Genomic DNA, 18,294 nt, shown 5'->3' on the forward strand with positions numbered 1-18,294 from the left:
GGGGAGCCGGGGAGCCGGGGAGCCGGGGAGCCGGGGAGCCGGGGAGCCGGGGAGCCGGGGAGCCGGGGAGCCGGGGAGCCGGGGAGCCGGGGAGCCGGGGAGCCGGGGAGCCGGGGAGCCGGGGAGCAACTGATCGGCTTGCGTGGTGGTGACGGGCTCGGCTCGGCCTCGTTCTGACGGTGCAGGGCCTGTCGGCCAGGTGCCCAAGCGGGCCCGTGACGACCACTGTGTGCACCCGCGCCACCAACGACTCGTCTACGCCCCCTGGGGTTCCGGGGGTGGCATCGGCAGAGGTTGCCTCGCCGTCTCGCGGACCGGACGAGGCCGCAAATTTCGCCCACTGACAGCTGTCCCCTACAAACGACGTCGGCAGTGGCCCGCCGGCTGGTTCGCGCCCACTGCGGATCGTGAACAGCGTCGGCCGGTCTGCATCCGGGTCCGGATTGCCCCGCCCGGGGTGCCAACCCGTGGACCCTCGCGCCATTTCTGCGGCTCCGCGGTCAGGTCCACCGGGTGGCTCTAGCGGCTGGTCTGTTGAAGGCAGACAAGGTAGCGGTTACGTGCCCGGTTCCACAGGCCCGTCCACAGTTCGACGGCGCGCCGGCCCCGTCCGGCGTGCGGCGTGCGGCGTGCGGCTTCCGGCGTGCGGCTTCCGGCATCCGGCATCCGGCATCCGGCGTCGGGCGTCGGGCGTGGGAGGTCAACGGCATCAGTCAGCGGCAGACCGTTGGCAGAGCCTGACTCGCACTTCGACGGCACGACCTCGCGTCAGATCGGGATCCGAGCCTGCGCGATCTAACGCTTCCGTGCCGCACCGTAGCCTGATCCTCGGTCGTAGTTTCACGTGAAACCACGACCGGAACGAAGGGCGGTTTGACGAAGGTTCTCCGTTCGAACACGCCGCCAAGGCTCGACAGGCGACAGGTCCGCCGCTCCTCAGCGAAGCGCTCCGCGTGCCGCTGGTCTGGACAAGGCTGCTCTGCACGAGCCGACACGGCAACACCCCTCCCAACGGCGCCGTAGCCCGGGACCGTCGGTGCGTCGCTCGTAGCGCTGACCCTGACCTCACCGGCCAGTCAGGTCGGGGCAGGACACAGTTCTACTGCCACACAGGCACCATCACCCGACAGCTTCGCCGATCCCACGGCCGCAGAGCAGAGCACCGTCAGTCGCGCTGCCCCTGAAGCACGTCAACCCGGCGGGCCACGAAAGTCCGCGTGCTGAGGCTGGGCCAGTGACGTCCGAGCCTGTTCGGGCTCGCTGACATCAGATCTCCTGAGAGCGAGATACCGGGTCCGAGCGACAGCGGTGCGGGTCGACTGGACGGCGCGGTTTACTGCCGCCCGCGGACTCCGCGCACCTCTCACACCCGCGCCCAGCAGTGTCCGCGACCGGCTGGCGGGCGTGGCAAATTCCGGGCCTGGCAACGAACCCCGAAATGGCGGGCGGCTCCCGCGTGGATCGTAGCTTCATCCTGACCGAGCGAGCGTTGGTCAGAGCCGCACTTCCCGTAGCGGGTGCGCACCGTGTCGTGCCCTACCGCGGCCGGGCAACGCTGAACCATCGGTCCGATCGTGCGCCGGCGGACGCAAATGAAGTGGCTCTCCACCTTCGCCGCCCCAGCGGTTCCCCGGTGGTTCGATGCTGGCAGTCGAGAGCGCGCCCAGCGCGACAGCGAAGGCAACGGCGGGGTCGAACACACGGAGCCGCTAGCGTGGATCGGAGTCGGCGGCGCGTGCTCAGGTCGCTGAACCCCGAGCCGGCCAACCGTTCAGATACACGCGTCAACACTGGTTCGTCCCGAGTCTCAGACCCTCCGACGACCGGAAGTACCTAGCGGTCGTGCGGGAGGGGTTCACTCCGGCATCGAACCGCACCCAGCGACCAGTTATTCGTGCGGCCGGGTGTCCTTCCGAAGTGTCGAGAAGCCCGAGAGCGGTACGCGAGTTTGGGCACTGCTACACGCCGTCGCGCGTGAGCACGTACGCCGACTCGCGAGTTGCGGTGCGCCAATCGGTGCCCGGGGCGCACGTTTTCAGCGCCCAGCTCGTCACGCGCATCACCGATGAAGGCACGACGCGCCAAGCAGGCCCGTGAACCGACGCGTGGGCGCTGAGCATCGCCATGTTTCTGCGGTACGGCGAATGCCGCTCGCCGCCCCGTGCACACCGGGCTCACCCAAGACCGACGGTCGGCGCGCGTCTCTCCGTACCGCCGTCCAGATCCGCATCGGAGGCGGCACAGGTCCGGGTCATCGTCACTTGGCACCTGATGCCGCAGTCGCAAACGCGATCATCGTGTTTCACGTGAAACAGTGAGCGTTCGCCCCGTAGGAACGCGCAGCGCCTAACTCGGCCATCCGCTCCGGTGGGGCGTTGCCGGCTGGATTCGCCATCGTGTGTCATCTCGGTCGCGACATGGGTCACCACCGCCGACGGGAACCTGCCCGAACCGCCGTGCTTCTGCATCCAACGCACCGACAAGGCAGGCCGCGCAGCCACACCTCGCCTGTCGCAGAACTCGGTGCCCGCATCTTTCTATCGCCGGGCCGCGACTCGGAGGACCATCAGCGGGGCACCGGCGGTACGCGCAGCACGGAGGCGGTGACCCGGCCTCGCGCGTTCATCGCCCGGGTCCTGCTGGAACCCCGCTGTGGTGCCCCGTACTCCCAGCTGTTCGTGCGAAGGTGGACGGCCGGTCCGGAGTGCGGGCCGACTCAAGTCACCCCGGCCAAGCATCGTGGTATCGCCCGCTGTGGGGAGGCGAAACTCGCCGCATGCTCGCGGGCAAGACGCCCAGCTTGGCGATGTCATCCTTCATCTGCCCGGTAGGCGCGGTGGCCTCGGCGCTGTTCGGGATCACCCGGTTGTAGCCGGTACCGGTACGGTCACCGCTACCCCTCCATACGCGGGTGCCGACGCGGACGCGTCCCCGAGCTGGTGGTGCCCGACTCCAACCGGGTCGTGACGAGCCGGCCAGGAGTACCCCGACGCCAGCCGGCCTGACCGCACCGATGGCACCAGCGACGGCGACGGCGACGGCGACCGGAGTAGCTGACAAGACAGGGGAGTAGGCGCCGGGTCTTCTCCGCGCCACTCCAGTCACCCAGTCCGGTTGTGACCCCACGTTCGACGAGTCACCCGGACTACGCGAATCCGCACGACACCGATGCGCCGAGCGACGGCACGCCATCTGCCGCGACTGGATCGCGCCGGAACCGCAAGGTTCGCGGGAGCCACGCGGCTCGCACTCCGGCCGATGTCGGCAGGCAATCAGACTGCAGGCCCCCAGACTCCCGGCTGTCCCTAGAATTTCGGAGCTAGTAGCTGGCCGATCCACGGTTGGTCCGCACCGGGTCGACGAAGCCATCGCGGCCAGCGGGATGCCGTCCGCTCGCCGCGCGGCGGTATAGCCGGCATCGGAGCCGGGCAACCGGACGGCCGCCTGACTGTGGTCGGAGGGCACGCCCTCCCACAAACGCGGATCCGCCAACCCCTACGGATACTGATGCCATGCGAGCTCTCCAGTCGACGCGCGCATAGCGAACTGGTCACCAGCCACACGGTGGGGATGGGTGCATACCCTCAGTTGCTCCGCGCCTCAACCTTCCCGGATGCTGTGCCGGTGGGCCTGGGCGCAGCCCGACATCACTCAACCATCCGCACCGCCAGCCCATGCCGATCCCAGCGGGTGTGGATCTGGCACCACGTTGCGGATGGACCAGACTCTTTCCTCCCGGTCACATGACTGCCAAGCGCCCATGACCGGCTTCTCTATTGGCTACTGAAGCGCGTGCAGGTTTGGCGACAGGAACGGCGACCTGCGTCGCCGAAGCACACCGCATCTCGCGCGCACCAACGCTGGAAGTGGTGTGCCGTGCCGGCTTAGCCCCTGACACAAAGACTCAGATGCGCTAACGGCTGAGCCTGTAGGACGGGAGCGGTGGCCGAGTCATACTGCCGTCATCGCGGCCGAGCACATGCAGACGCGCGAGTGCTGATACGACCTGAAGATGGATGCTCCGGCGGTGCTGTCGCCCACTCACCAGAGCGGGCGACAGCGCGCCCCGATGTGGCGCATTGTCCAGCCGGCTCCAGCTCGGCGGAGCCTTTGATCCGCTACTCGAGAGACTCACGGCCCCAGTGCGAACTCGGATCGCAAGGTTTCACGTGAAACAAGAAGATCGACAGAACCTCGCCCCCGAACCTCGGCGCGATGAACGGCAGCGCCGAACACTGAGCGTCCGCCTCCGCCCTCGGACTCCAAGGGCACGGTCGACCGACGGCTGGAGTCAGAGGATGGTCAAGGCCGTGAACGTATCGGCAACCGTGCCGGGAAGGCCGTGACTCCTGGAAGCAGCTACGAAGATTAGCTCGACCCGAGTGACTGGACTTGTGCTGTCAGACAGGCAGTGGCGAGCGTGAAGCGGGTCCGCATGGGAGCGGGTTATGACGTCCTGGTGCGCCATGGACAGAGGCATAGCGCCAACTGCGCCGTATCGGGTGACCCACCAACCTGGCCCCAGGCGGCCCGGGAGACGCCGCGCTGGCGCGAGGTGCTGCGTGCCGCGATAGCCCACGCAGAAGCCAAGGGCCAATCGCCGCCTCGCAGACTGGCTTCATCCCTGGCTTCATCCCGAGTGCACGCCGCCCGGCGAGGATGCCCAGTGACGCGACAACACACTTTTACAAGGACGGCCAAGCGGCGGCCCCAGCCTTGGCGAACTCGCAACACCTCGACACCCCAAAGACGGGACGAGACGAGGGGTGCGCTTGCGCGACCTCAGATCGCGGTTGCGCGTGGGCGGGCCGGCGCAGCCGCACCACACTGGCTGGGCTTCGGGCGAGTTCCATCGGCCCGCGAGCCCACAGACGATCTCTCGGTTTCACGTGAAACATCGCTACGACTCCGGAGTGCGTGGCGGCCAGCCGGCCCGGTACAAGCCATCGCACAACCTGATCCACTCAGTGTCATCCGACTTGCGCCGCCCCGCGTTGCCCTCCACCCCCCCGGGTCTTCGGGGCCACCACAGCCCGAGCTCCGACGCATCCCACTGCCAGCACAGCCCGGTTGCGCTTTCGTCCGGTCGGGCCGCTTCGGGCGCACCGCAAGTATTGGCTCGTCTGCTCAACGCGCGGGCCAAGCCGTTGCGGAAATGGGTGGAGTCGGCAGCGTCCAGGTGTGGCGATGACCCCTGTCGCTACAGGAGGTCGGGTCCGGTCCAGCCCAGTGCGCACAGCGCTCGGCTCCTTGCTGGACGGGGCTGGGCAACGCTGTGCCAAACGGATGCCAGGATCGGTGCGCGTTTGGAAGGGACCACATCACCCTGCGGCCCGATTTTCCTGAGGGGCCCACGCACAGCCAAGCGCGGCCGGCCAACTGTACGCGGAGCGACGAGTCGTTCGGCCGGGCCGCGAGATTCGGTCGACCTCTTCACCTGAAGTTCCCGATGAGGCGAACCGCCGGCCGCATGGCGCACCGGCATCGTCTTGCCTGAAGCGAACTGCCGGGCGGTGTGCCACACCTCCTCCGGCTTGGCATATCGGCAATGTGGCACGGCTCGAACCCCGACCGCGCTGCGGGCCGTGCTGACCGCGACCACGACCCGGCACGGCATGGCACGGCACGCCATGGCACGGCTCGGCTCGGCTCGGCTCGGCTCGGCACGGCGCGGCACGGCACGGCACGGCACAGCACAGCACAGTCAGAGGCTTGCCCGACCGCCCAAGCATGGCAGCGTCCCAACCACCCAAGGACTCGGCCGCGGTCCGGTCGGGAGGCCACCAACCGCATCGGGCGTGCGGCGCGACCGCGGCCAGTGGGCAAGGTCGTGCCGCACCATGAGCCGTTCACGCCAGGCGCCTTCTGGCCCTGATTCGGGCTCCTACGCCGACGGACCAACCAAAAATTTGCGCCGATCACGCACCCGGCTCGAAGCCGGGTCTGCAACTGGGGGAGCCAGCGAAGACCCGATGTGCACCACGTTAGGCGAGAGCTGACCGCACCATGCCCACAGGAATGCGGCAGGCACAGGGTGGCGGGACGGCTGCAGGTCGGGCACCGTACTCCCGCTTCGGGGACCGCCTAAGTACCCATCCCTGAGTATCCGTGCAGCGAACCGAGTAGCGCCAGGTCCCCCAAGGGGCGCTCTACACACCCGGCACCCTCCCGCCCTGCCGCCTTGTCCCATCCCAGGGCACCCACCACAGCCCCGCAGACCAGGCAGCCCGCCGGGCAGACCTAAGGCATGCACGGCTGTAGGCGTCGGCCGTGCAGTGGGCACGAGCCCGGCACTCAGACCGGGCCTGGTATTCAGGGCAGTCCTGTGGCGCAGACCCAGTGCGGGAGCGGCGATAGGGCGTGAGAGCGAAGACCCGGCAGTAGGCAGGGGACCGCCATTACGGGGACGGTACGACGGGTGAGGGTAGGCACCTGCCCTGGGCAAGACGGGAAGGCGTCGTCCCATAGCGGCTGTCTCCAGGGCCGCCGCACTGCCACGACACCGGCCCCGGAGAGGGCGGCCGGGGGCAGCGGTTGCGGACAGTCGGACACGCAAGGACCGGCACCGCACAGAGGGATGGGCCGGTCCACCCACGGCGGCCGTGGTAGCACGGGCGGCGCGGATGGGCGGCGCGGACCCGCCCTGGATACTGCCGGCACGCCTGGCCCGATGCCTGGCTGATCACGACGCACCGGCCGACCAGCGCTCAGCTGGTCACGAGGCTGCACCGATCACGAACACAAAGAAGCGGGCCGCCCCTTGAGGACGGCCCGCTTCATCAACCTAGTCTATTCTTGGTTCTCCACGCCGATGATCCCGACGATCCGCTCCAAGTCGTCTACCGTCGCGAACTCTATCGTGATCTTTCCCTTGCTCCGCCCGATGTCCACCTTCACCTTGGTGTCGAACCGGTCCGACAGCCGGTCGGCCAGGTCGACCAGGGCAGGGGCATGCGGCTTCGCGCGGCGCTTGGCAGCGGGCTGCTTGGCGTCGCCCTCCGCGTTGGCGAGGGTGACCAGCTCCTCCGTCGCCCGCACCGACAGCCCTTCAGCGACGATGCGCGTCGCCAGCTTGTCCTGGGCGTCAGCCTGGTCGAGGCTGAGCAGTGCTCGGGCGTGGCCTGCCGACAGCACCCCGGCGGCCACCCGCTTCTGCACCTGCGGGGGCAGGTTCAGCAGGCGGATGGTGTTGGAGATCTGCGGACGGCTGCGGCCGATCTTCTTGGCGAGCTCGTCGTGCGTGGCGCCGAACTCCTCCAGCAGCTGCTGGTACGCCGCGGCCTCTTCCAGCGGGTTCAGCTGGGCCCGGTGGATGTTCTCCAGCAGGGCGTCGCGCAGCATGGCGTCGTCGCGGGTGTCCCGGATGATCGCCGGGATCATCTCCTTGCCGACGGCCTGTGCGGCACGCCAGCGCCGCTCGCCCATGACGAGCTCGTACTTGTCCTGGCCGAGCTCGCGGACGACGATCGGCTGCAGGAAGCCGACCTCCTGAATGGAGATCTTCAGCTCGTCGAGCATCTCGTCGTCGAAGATCTGCCGGGGCTGCTTCGCGTTGGGCACGATCGAGCCGACCGGGATCTCCGCGAACCGCGCGCCGGGCACCGGCGCGAGGTCGGCCACCTGCGCCGGGGGCGGCATCTCCACCACTGGAGGGGCTTGCGGCACCTCCACAGCGACCGTGGCGGCCGGGGGAGCGGAGACCGGCACAACCTCCACCGGAGCGGCCTGCGTCGGCACCGGGGCCACCACAGAGGGCTCGGGGGCGATCGGCGTGGTGGGGATCAGCGCGCCCAGACCGCGGCCGAGGCCTCCCTTACGAAGAGGGGGCGGGGTCATGCCGGCGCCTCACCTTCCGCAGTGGTGCTGTTCCGCGTGCTCATGCCGCAACTCCGATCTTCGCGCCGCGCTCGGCGATCTCCTGCGCCGCCTCGAAGTAACTGGTGGCTCCGCGCGAACCGGGATCATAAGTCATGACCGACTGGCCGTAGCTCGGCGCCTCGGAGACGCGCACGTTGCGGGGGATGACGGAGGTCAGCACCTTCTCCCCGAAGTGGTTGCGCACGTCCTGCTCGACCGCGTCCGCAAGGCGGGTACGGCGGTCGTACATGGTCAGCAGGATGGTGGACACGTCCAGGTTCGGGTTGAGGTGTGCCTTCACCAGGTTGATGTTGTTCAGGAGCTGGTTGAGGCCCTCCAGGGCGTAGTACTCGCACTGGATCGGGATGAGCACCTCCTGCGCGGCGCACAACGCGTTGACCGTGAGCAGGCCCAGCGACGGGGGACAGTCGATGAAGACGTAGTCGAACTCCATCGGGAAGCCCTGGATCGCGCGGCCCAGCCGCGACTCGCGGGCGACCACGGAGACGAGTTCGATCTCGGCGCCGGCGAGGTCGATGGTGGCCGGCACGCAGTAGAGGTTCGGAATGCCCTCGACCGCCTGCGCCACCTCCTCCATCGGCACCTGGTCGATCAGACAGTCGTAGACGTCCGGCACGCCCGCGTGGTGCGGCACGTTGAGTCCGGTCGAGGCGTTGCCCTGCGGGTCGAGGTCGACCACCAGGACCCGGTTGCCGTGCAGGGCCAGGGCCACCGCCAGGTTCACCGTCGTGGTCGTCTTACCCACGCCGCCCTTCTGGTTGGCGACGCACATGACGCGCTGCCGGGTCGGGCGAGGCATAGTCACCTCGCCGCTCGGGTTCAAAATCTGTACGGCGCGCATCGCTTCCATGGCCAACGGTGGGTCCTCCGAACTACCGGACGCTGTCGTGTTCGCGTCAGAAGCACCGTACGCGGTCGCACTCTGATCCTCACCCGCGACATGCGTAGAACTGGGTTGAGGGCGGGGCGACGGCGGACGGTTCGCCGGGGGAGCGGACACCGGCACGTAGCCGGTGGCGCCGTGCGGAGCCGACGAGAACTCCGCGGGCGGCACACTGCTCCCCGGCGGCGGCACCGAGGCCGTCGCGCGGAAACCGGTCGCGTCGGGGCTCGCCGGACCACTGGACACCGGGTGGGAGCCTGCCGCGCTCGACGAGTACGTGTTCGCGACGGTAGGCCTCATACCGGAGCCCGGGTTGGCGGCGCCTCGCTGCGCCGGGGTTGATGTTTCACGTGAAACAACGCCGTAAGAGCCCTGGGGGAGGCTCATGCCGTATTCCTGCACCGTGTCATCCCTGCCCGCATCGGATCGGATGGCTGCGCCGGCCGGTCCGGCGCGCGCTGGCGTCTCTGCCGGCGGTGCAACGACCGCACCCGCGACAGTCGGGTCCACATTATCGACGCGCGGCCAGCCTACGGCGGTCGGGCGACGGAAGCTACCACAGTCGTCCGGTTGGGCACGCCCGAGACCGCCTTCTGGCTGGACATACACCAAGAATCCCGGCACCAGTGACATGCGACATCCCAGCCGCCGCTGTGCCGTGGTAGGACCGGGCCAGCCCGCGGCCACGGGAGCGACCGGGGCAGCGCGCATGACCCGCCGGGCAGGTGGCGCACCGGTCGCCAGCACCGCACCGGACAGGGGCGAGCGGATGGCAGATCCGGCCCCGGGAAACGCGCCGGCATAGGTACGAGGGCGCGGCACGTCAGCCGAGGCGGACGTGCCGGCACCGTCGGTTCGCAGCACACCCATCGTCGTGCGCCCTCTCCGTGAGCGGAGGGCGCACCGTCAGTGCCGGCGCCCTCCGCGCCCTGCCCGCCGGGACGGCTTGGCAGTCTTCGGCACGACTTCGCGCTCCCGGACGATCTCCACCACGGTGGTGGGCGGGTCGATCAGGCCGACGCCGCACTGGTGGATCACGGCCGGTCCGCCGCCGAGCCGGGCGACGGCGTCGCCGTGCTCCACGATCTCGTCCGCGGCTGACATGCCCTTGAGCGCCAGCAGGCGACCGCCCAGCGAGGCCAGCGGCAGGCACCAACCCGCCAGCCGGTCCAGCGGCGCCACCGCGCGAGCGGTGACCACGTCCGCGCTGAGCTGGCCGATCTGCTCCTCCGCGCGGCCGCGTACCACGGTGACCTGGCCGGTCAGGCCGAGGGCCGCCACCGCCTCTTCCAGAAAGGCGGTCCGACGTGCCAGTGGTTCAACCAGAATGACCGAAATATCCGGTCTAGCCACTGCGAGCACGATACCGGGCAGACCGGCTCCGGAGCCCACGTCGACGACCGTGGCGGACGGGGAAATCAGCTCGGCCACGGCGGCGCAGTTCAGCAGATGCCGCTCCCACAGCCGGGGCGCCTCGCGCGGGCCGATCAGGCCGCGCACGACGCCGTCGGTGGCCAGCAGCTCGACGTACCGCGTGGCGGTGTCGAGCCGGTCGCCGAACAGCGCTTCGGCCGCCGGGCGGAGGTCGGGGGAGAGCACGGAGCCGGCCACCCCGTCGGGGATGACCGGCTCCGTCATGTCATCGGAACTCACGCGGGACGTACCACGATCCGGCGGTTGGGCTCGACGCCCTCGGACTCGCTCTGCACCCCCGCCGCGGCGTTGACCACGTCGTGCACGCACTTGCGCTCGAAGGCGGACATCGGCTCCAGCTTGACGGCCTCGCCGTGCTGCTTGACCTTCTCCACCGCGTTCTTCGCCAGCGCGCCCAGCTCCTTGCGGCGCTGGTCGCGGTAGCCACCGACGTCCAGCAGCAGGCGGCTCGGCTCACCGGTCTGCTTGAAGATCGCCAGGCGGGTCAGCTCCTGCAGCGCCTCCAGCGTCGCGCCGCGCGGGCCGACGAGGGACTGCAGGCGGCTGCCGACCACCTCGACCACCGGGCGGCCGGCGGAGACCAGCTCGTCGATGTCGCCGTCGGCGTCCAGGATGTCCAGCAGGCCCTCGATGTAGTCCGCCGCGATCTCGCTCTGCCGGAACAGGTCGGCGTCGCTGGCGGCCTTGCGCTTGGGAGTGGCGGCCTCGTCGGCGCCCTCCTCAGCCTCGTCGCCCTCCTCGGCCGCTGCCGGGGCCTTCTGAATCTCGGTGTCGGCGAGGTCTTCGACTGCCACGTCGTCCAGCTCAGTCTGGTCGGTCACGTTCTCTCCGGGTGTTCGGTCCGATCAAAACCCCGTGATCGGCCCCGCGCCGCGGCGCGGGGATCACGAGCAGGTCTGTGTGGGGGTGGCAGTCAGCCGGGGTCGCCCGCCGCTACCGCAGGCGACCCTGTCTCAGCTCAGCCGACGTTCTTCTTCACCGTCTTGCGCTGCTTGGCGTTGGTCGGCTTGGCGCCCACCTTCGGCGCGAGCGCCTTGGCGACCTCCGGGTCGATGACCTTCGGCTCCGGCTTGGCGCCCATCTTCGGCGGCGGGTACTTCTTCAGCACCCACATCTGCTGGCCGAGGGTGAAGAGGTTCGTCGTGGTCCAGTAGATGATCAGACCGAGCGGGAAGGCCACCGCGGAGATGATCAGCGTCGCCGGGATGCCGTACAGCATCAGCTTCTGCATCATCTTCTGCGTGGGGTCCTCGGACCAGCCGGTCTTCAGGATCATCTGGCGGCTGGTCATGTAGGTCGTGATGATCATGACGACGCCGAGGATGCCGCAGAGCACGGCGGCCATGCCGCCGTCGCGGAAGGTCGCACCGATGGACACGCCGAACAGGTCGGCGGACATGCCGCTCTGGAACTGCGCCGCGGTCCACCCGTAGAGGGTCTCGTCGCTGGTGCCCGTGCCCAGGCGCTTGATGACGTGGAAGACGCCGAAGAAGATCGGCATCTGGATCAGCAGCGGGAGGCAGCCCATCAGCGGGTTGGCCTTCTCCCGCCGGTAGAGCTCCATCATCTCGCGCTGGAGCGTCTCCTTGTCACCCTTGTGCTTCTCCTGCAGCGCCTTGAGCTGCGGCTGGAGCGTCTGCATGGCCCGCTGCGACCGGATCTGCTTGATGAACAGCGGGAACAGGATCACACGGACGGTCAGCACCAGGAAGACGATCGCCAGGACCCAGTCCCAGTTGGTGGCGAGCCAGGTCCCGTCGCCCCAGAGCTTGTCGAAGAGGCTGTGCCATAGCAGCAGGACCTTCGAGACGATCGTATAGATCCAGTCCATCATGAGGGTGTTGCTCCAGTCACATCAGTACTGCGGCGGGTGTTGGGTGGCACTGGGTCATATCCGCCCGGGTGAAAGGGATGGCAGCGACCGAGCCGTTTGACCGTCAGCCAGAACCCCCGCGCCGCGCCGTGACGCGAGATTGCCTCCAGCGCGTAGGCGCTGCAGGACGGGTAGAACCGGCAACGGGCTGGCAGGCCCGGACTCACCCAACGACGGTACGCGATGATGGGTAGGGCCAGCACGCGCCCGGCGAGTGTCGTGGGTCGCGACGGCTGAGTCATGCCTTACCCCCCGTCGACCTGCGGCGCGATGCCTGGCCGGGGTCGCGCTTGAGTGCCGCGACGAGCGCGGCGTCGAGGTCCCGGCCCAGTTGTTCGTACGAGGCGGACGCCGCTTGCGGCAGCGCGCGCACCACCACGGTGGCCCCGGCGGGCAGCCCGTCCAGCCGGTCCGCTGCCAGATGACGCAGCCGGCGCTTCACCGTGTTGCGGGTCACCGCGTTCCCCACCGCCTTGGAGACCACGAACCCTGCCTGGGATACCTGCCCGGACACGGCAACGGCGTGGCCGGGATCGTCTCCCTGCCACGCCGTTTCATGCTCGGTGGCCGTTGCGGGCACCGTCAGGTGCACCACCACGGCGCCACGACCGGCTCGGCGGCCGGCCCGCACGGCGGCGGCGAAGTCAGCGCTTCGCCTCAACCTGTGCGCAGCCGACAGCATCCGAGGCCCGTCCGGGGGTTTCAGACCGCCAGGCGGGCGCGGCCCTTGCCCCGGCGCTGCGACAGCACGGCGCGCCCGGCGCGGGTGCGCATACGCAGCCGGAAGCCGTGGGTCTTCGCGCGCCGACGGTTGTTCGGCTGGTACGTGCGCTTGCTCACGTCAGGTCTCCTGGGGATCGCCCCGCGCTGAGGCGGGGAAGTTCTAGCTTTCCGCGGGTGCACCGCCCGGTTGACGGCAGGATCGGGACGAGCAGTCTCGATCTTGTCTGAGTCAGGGCGGACGCCGCAACCGACACCCTAGCAGAGGGTGATGGAGCAACCGCTCCAGGGTACACGTGCCGTCGATGTCCGCCAAGAACTCTTCGCAGCTCACTCATCGTGTCAACAGCGAGCGCTCGACGGCAACCGACAGTGTCGTTATCAACACTCACCGAGAGTGAAGCTGTGGACAACAGGTGGACGCCTGTGGATAACCCTGTTAGCGTGCCGGAGTGCCCGACTGACGGCGCCAGCCGTTAATTGTGACGGCTACCGCAAAACCGGGCAATAAGGTGGCTCGTTCGGCACGGTGGGCCGTGTTGCAGGCGCTCAAGCGCCGGATAGGGCGACCCATACCAGCCGGACCCCGGATACCGATCGACACACAGCCTGTGGATAACTTGTGGAGAACCTCGAGGATTCGGGGGATAACCCGGGGGAAAACCACGGTCCGTGACTACATCGTCATTGATCGGAGCCGTCGTGCGGGAGCTGACGGGCAACCGGTGCCAGACCGAGCCCCGCTACACGGAATCGAAGGGTCGAGCGCATGAACGAGGCTGACAAGTGAGCGACCTCAACGCCGTGTGGCTGGCCGCCACCGACGAGCTCGCTGACGAGATCGTCTCGGCGCAGCACCGGGCGTACCTGAGACTCACCCAGGCGCTCGCGGTGGTCGACGACCTCGTGCTGCTGAGCGTGCCGGACGCGTTCATCCGCGACGTCATCGAGACGAAGCTGCGCACCGCGATCACCGACACGCTGTCGCGGATCATGGGCCGGCCGGTGCAGGTGGCGGTGAAGGTGCGTCCGCCGGACGAGTCCGCGGCCCGCCCGGCGGCTCCGGCCGCCCCGCCCGCCGAGTACGCGCCGGTGGCATACACGGCACCCGTCTACAGCCCGCCGCCCATCGAGCATCCTGTCGTGGCGCCCGCCGCCGACGGCGAGGACGCGCTGTTCGCCGTCCCGGTCCCGCGCCACCCCGAGGTCGCCCCGGTGCGCGCCGCCGTGCTCCGCACGCCCGACCACCGCGACGGCCCGTCCGATTCCGGCCCCGGCCGGGGCACCGGGCCGATGGACAGCCGATCCGTGCCGCACCCGCTGGCCCAGGTACGCGAGGAGCGGGAGCGCCGTCCCGGCGCCACCCCCGGCTCGGCCGCGAACGACGCCGGCGGCAACAAGCTGAACCCGAAGTACCGCTTCGAGACCTTCGTCATCGGCTCCTCCAACCGCTTCGCGCACGCCGCGTCGGTGGCGGTCGCCGAGTCGCCCGCAAAGGCGTACAACCCGCTGTTCATCTACGGCGGCTCGGGGCTGGGCAAGACCCACCTGCTTCACGCGATCGGCCACTACGCCCAGGAGCTCGGCCACGCCCGCAGCGTCCGGTACGTGTCGACCGAGGAGTTCACCAACGACTTCATCAACTCGATCCGCGACGACAAGGCCAGCGCGTTCCAGCGGCGCTACCGCGACGTGGACATCCTCCTGATCGACGACATCCAGTTCCTGGAGAAGCGCGACCGGACCCAGGAGGAGTTCTTCCACACCTTCAACACGCTGCACAACGCGAACAAGCAGATCGTGATCACGTCGGACCGCTCGCCCAAGGCGCTGTCGACGCTGGAGGACCGCCTGCGTACCCGGTTCGAGTGGGGCCTGCTGGCCGACATCCAGCCGCCGGACCTCGAGACCCGCATCGCGATCCTGCAGAAGAAGGCCGCTCAGGAGCGCCTGCACGCTCCCGCCGACGTGCTGGAGTTCATCGCCTCCCGGGTGTCGAACTCGATCCGCGAGCTCGAGGGCGCGCTGATCCGGGTCACCGCGTACGCCAATCTCAGCCGCGAGCAGGTCAAGCTGTCGATCGCGGAGGAGGTGCTGCGCGACTTCATCCCCGACGACGCGGCACCGGAGATCACCGCCGACCAGATCATGCTGTCGACGTCGGAGTACTTCGGCGTCAGCCTGGAGGACCTGCGCGGCCACTCCCGTTCGCGGGTGCTGGTCAACGCACGCCAGGTGGCCATGTACCTGTGCCGCGAGCTGACCGACCTGTCCCTGCCCCGGATCGGGCAGGCCTTCGGCGGCCGCGACCACACCACCGTCATGCACGCCGACCGCAAGATCCGGCAGCAGATGGCGGAGCGGCGATCCCTCTACAACCAGATCGCCGAACTCACCAACCGCATCAAGCAGGTCTAGCGGGGGAGCGGCGAGGGCCGCTCCGTCGGTCCACTGATCTGGACGAACGCCCCGTCCCGGTACGCGAACCCGCGTTCCTGGGGCGTGATGCGCTCCGCCCCGTCGTCGTTGCCGTAGCCCTCGATCCGCACCGTGACCACGTCCCCGCTCACCGACACCTGCGCAGGGTCGATCCAGGGGAAGAAGTCGAAGGTCCGGGAATCGAGCATGAAACCGAGCGGGCGGAGCGCGCCGCCGTCGACGGTCAGCGCGAGCAGCTGCTTGCGCGTGAAGATCCCCTCGATCCGGCAGCTGACGAGCACGACCAACTCGTCCCCTGGCAACCCGTCGAGATCAGCGCGGATCGGCGGGGACAGTTCGGCCACGGTCAGGCTGTTGTAGGGGCCGTCCCGCTCCGTGCCGTCGACGAACGTCCGGCGGCCCGCCGCGCACTGGGCCATCGCCGGGACGTCGAAGGTCGCGTTGCGCGCGTCCACCGCCGGCGCGGGCGAAACACCGGCGGGCGGCGATCCGCTGGGGACCTGCGTCGCGGTGACCGGGCCGGCCGATGCGGAGGGCGTGGTCACCGGGGGCGGCACGGACCGGCTGACGAGCACCGTGCCGGCGACCAGACCGCCCGACAGCACCGCAGCCGCCGCGAGCACGGCGGTCGTCCTGCGCCGCGACCGGCGCCGGGAGCCGGTGAGCACCCGGGTATAGAGGTCGGCAGGTTCGGCCTGCGCCGCGAGGTCGGCGAGCCGGGCGCGGAAGGAGTCGTTCATCGCAGCTTCCTGTCGCTGGTCGGGGAGTCGAGGAGATGAGGCGCGATGACGCGCAGCCTCGCCAGCGCCTTGGCGGACTGCGACTTGACCGTGCCGACCGTCACGCCGAGCAGCTCGGCGACCTCCGACTCGGACAGATCCTCGAAGTAGCGCAGCACGAGCACCGCCCGCTGGCGGGCGCCGAGCCGGCTGAGCGCGTCCTGCAGGACCAGCCGGGTGACGGCCTGCGCCTGTTCGTCGACGCGCGCGGTGCGGGCCGGTTCGGGCGGGACGTCGGTCAGCCGTTCCGGGGAACGCCGTCGGCGACGCCACCACGAGATCTGCAGGTGATACATGATCTTGCGGGTGTACGCCTCGGGGCTGCCGTCCCACAGGCGAGGCCATGCCTGATGGGTACGGATCAGCGCGTCGTTGACGAGATCCTCGGCCAGATGCTGGTCGCCGGTGAGCAGATATGCCGCTCGCAGCAGGGCCGGCGTGCGTGCCCGTACGTACGCCTCGAACTCTTCGGCGCGCGATGCCGTCATCGGGATCCGCCTTGTGGGTAGAGGGTGTCCGGTGCCGGGTACGCCCCCAGTAAGTGGCCCGCGGCGGCGAAAGGTTGCCCGTTGTCCACAGAGATCGTGGATAAGTCCGTGGATAACCCGGTGGATTGCCTGTGGATCCGCTGTGGACGGATGTGGACAGAGATTCCGCCAAAAATCTTGCTGTGGAAAGAGTGTGGACGCGCGTGTGGACGGAGCCCTTGATCCGTGGACAGCGGGCCATGATCGGTGGATATCGCTGTGGAGAACGTGGATGCCCGGTGTCCACAGTTTGGGGAGAACCACTGGGGATAGCCGGTGGATAACCTGTGGACGCCGGTGGACAACCGGTGGACGAAGCTCCGGCTGTGGAGAACTCGGCCGGTTATCCACCGCCCGTCCACCGCTCCTCCACACCCCTGCATGCGGGGTGACCTGGGAATACGGCGTTAATCCACAGTTTCCACAGCACCGATGATGAAGACGGGAGTTATCTCTAAGAGAGAAATCAAGAAATCATCGGGGTTCGGGAAGTTGTGGATGCTCGGCCGCCGCCGATCCACAGGGGTCGCCGAGGGGAGATCGCTCGGAGGTCCTAAGGTTTCAGTGGTCAGCTTGGCAGCATCGACGTGACCACAGGAGGGCTGAAGATGAAGTTTCGGGTAGAGCGTGACGCGCTCGCCGACGCCGTGGCCTGGACCGCCAAGAGCCTTCCGAGCCGGCCCTCGGTGCCGGTTCTGGCAGGTGTGATGCTGCGGGTCGCCGACGGCCGCCTGCACGTCTCCGGCTTCGACTACGAGGTCTCCAACCAGGTGGACGTCGAGGTGCAGGCCGACGCGGACGGCGCGACCCTGGTCTCCGGCCGCCTGCTCGCCGAGATCACCAAGGCGCTGCCGGCCAAGCCGGTGGAGATCGCCGCCGTCGGCGCGCACCTGGAGCTGGTCTGCGGCAGTGCCCGGTTCACCCTGCCGACGATGCCGGTCGAGGACTACCCGACCCTGCCGGAGCTGCCCGCCAGCGCCGGCCGCGTCGACGCCGCGGTGTTCGCCTCGGCGGTGTCCCAGGTCGCCATCGCGGCCGGGCGCGACGAGACGCTGCCGATGATGACCGGCGTCCGGCTGGAGCTCAACGGCGACACCCTGGCCCTGCTCGCCACCGACCGCTACCGGCTGGCCATCCGGGAGATCTCCTGGACGCCGGACGACCCGGAGATCAGCGTCAACGCGCTGGTCCCGGCGCGCACCCTGGCCGACACCGCCAAGACGCTCGGCCCGACCGGCGGCGACGTCACCATCGCGCTGGCCAGCGGCGGCGCGGGCGAGGGCATGATCGGCTTCCTGGGCGGCTCGAAGGTCGGCGGCTCCCGCCGGACCACCAGCCGCCTGCTCGACGGCCAGTCCTACCCGCCGGTGCGCTCGCTGTTCGCGCCCAGCTACGCCTCCGAGGCCCGGGTCACCGTGTCAGCGCTGGTCGAGGTCGTCAAGCGCGTCTCACTGGTGGCGGAGAAGGCCACCCCGGTGCGGCTGAGCTTCAGCGAGGACGGTCTCGTGGTCGAGGCCGGCGGCACCGAAGAAGCGCGGGCGAGCGAGGCGATGGACGCCACCTTCACCGGTGAGTCGATGACGATCGCCTTCAACCCGCAGTACCTGATCGAGGGCTTGGGCGCGCTCGGCGCACCGACGGCCGTGTTCTCGTTCAACGATCCGTTCAAGCCCGCGGTGATCACCCCCGCCGACGCCGACGGTGCGGCGATCCCCGGGTTCCGCTACCTGATCATGCCGATCAGGGTGGGCCGCTGACACA

12 protein-coding genes are annotated in these 18,294 nt (G+C 69.1%); 2 read left to right on the forward strand and 10 right to left on the reverse strand.

All coding sequences use genetic code 11. The annotated features are described in order from the left end of the window. Positions 1 to 6,789 precede the first annotated feature (6,789 nt). The 8 genes from F6W97_RS06725 to rpmH form a co-directional block, all read right to left on the reverse strand. Positions 6,790 to 7,836: a ParB/RepB/Spo0J family partition protein gene (locus F6W97_RS06725; RefSeq protein WP_155369246.1), complete on the reverse strand. Its 1,047-nt coding sequence runs from the start codon at positions 7,834 to 7,836 to the stop codon at positions 6,790 to 6,792. A gap of 40 nt (positions 7,837 to 7,876) precedes the next feature. Next, positions 7,877 to 9,148 (reverse strand): ParA family protein, encoded by a 1,272-nt coding sequence (locus F6W97_RS41365; RefSeq protein ID WP_281286677.1) that lies wholly within the window; start codon positions 9,146 to 9,148, stop codon positions 7,877 to 7,879. A gap of 519 nt (positions 9,149 to 9,667) precedes the next feature. Then, positions 9,668 to 10,399: a 16S rRNA (guanine(527)-N(7))-methyltransferase RsmG gene (rsmG, locus tag F6W97_RS06735; RefSeq protein WP_155369247.1), complete on the reverse strand. Its 732-nt coding sequence runs from the start codon at positions 10,397 to 10,399 to the stop codon at positions 9,668 to 9,670. Between the two features lie 11 nt (positions 10,400 to 10,410). Next, entirely contained in the window at positions 10,411 to 10,959 is a 549-nt protein-coding gene (locus F6W97_RS06740) for a Jag family protein (protein WP_230686501.1), read from the reverse strand. Positions 10,960 to 11,153: 194 nt separating this feature from the next. Further along, positions 11,154 to 12,029 (reverse strand): membrane protein insertase YidC, encoded by an 876-nt coding sequence (yidC, locus tag F6W97_RS06745; protein ID WP_407924549.1) that lies wholly within the window; start codon positions 12,027 to 12,029, stop codon positions 11,154 to 11,156. Further along, complete coding sequence (gene yidD / locus F6W97_RS06750; RefSeq protein WP_155369249.1) at positions 12,026 to 12,310, reverse strand: membrane protein insertion efficiency factor YidD; 285 nt, start codon at positions 12,308 to 12,310, stop codon at positions 12,026 to 12,028. Before yidD ends, yidC begins: the two co-directional genes overlap by 4 nt. Further along, on the reverse strand, positions 12,307 to 12,750 hold the full coding sequence (gene rnpA, locus F6W97_RS06755; protein ID WP_155369250.1) for a ribonuclease P protein component: 444 nt from the start codon (positions 12,748 to 12,750) through the stop codon (positions 12,307 to 12,309). The genes yidD and rnpA overlap by 4 nt, the downstream gene beginning before the upstream one ends. 20 nt (positions 12,751 to 12,770) lie before the next feature. Next, entirely contained in the window at positions 12,771 to 12,908 is a 138-nt protein-coding gene (gene rpmH / locus F6W97_RS06760; protein ID WP_144119903.1) for a 50S ribosomal protein L34, read from the reverse strand. Between the two features lie 666 nt (positions 12,909 to 13,574). On the opposite strand from rpmH, the gene dnaA reads away from it, so the two are divergent. After that, positions 13,575 to 15,206: a chromosomal replication initiator protein DnaA gene (gene dnaA / locus F6W97_RS06765; protein WP_155369251.1), complete on the forward strand. Its 1,632-nt coding sequence runs from the start codon at positions 13,575 to 13,577 to the stop codon at positions 15,204 to 15,206. Here dnaA and F6W97_RS06770 read toward each other — a convergent pair. Next, positions 15,203 to 15,967, reverse strand: a complete 765-nt coding sequence (locus F6W97_RS06770) for a hypothetical protein (RefSeq protein WP_155369252.1) — start codon at positions 15,965 to 15,967, stop codon at positions 15,203 to 15,205. The two genes, dnaA and F6W97_RS06770, sit on opposite strands and share 4 nt — an antisense overlap. After that, positions 15,964 to 16,494, reverse strand: a complete 531-nt coding sequence (locus F6W97_RS06775) for a SigE family RNA polymerase sigma factor (protein ID WP_155369253.1) — start codon at positions 16,492 to 16,494, stop codon at positions 15,964 to 15,966. Before F6W97_RS06775 ends, F6W97_RS06770 begins: the two co-directional genes overlap by 4 nt. Before the next feature lie 647 nt (positions 16,495 to 17,141). Between F6W97_RS06775 and dnaN the strand changes: the two genes are divergently transcribed. Continuing rightward, positions 17,142 to 18,290 carry a DNA polymerase III subunit beta gene (gene dnaN / locus F6W97_RS06780; protein ID WP_155369254.1) on the forward strand — a complete coding sequence of 383 codons (1,149 nt, stop codon included), beginning with the start codon at positions 17,142 to 17,144 and terminating at the stop codon, positions 18,288 to 18,290. Positions 18,291 to 18,294 lie beyond the last annotated feature (4 nt).

It is taken from the genome of Catellatospora vulcania, assembly GCF_009720385.1.
In the GTDB taxonomy this organism is placed as follows: domain Bacteria; phylum Actinomycetota; class Actinomycetes; order Mycobacteriales; family Micromonosporaceae; genus Catellatospora; species Catellatospora vulcania.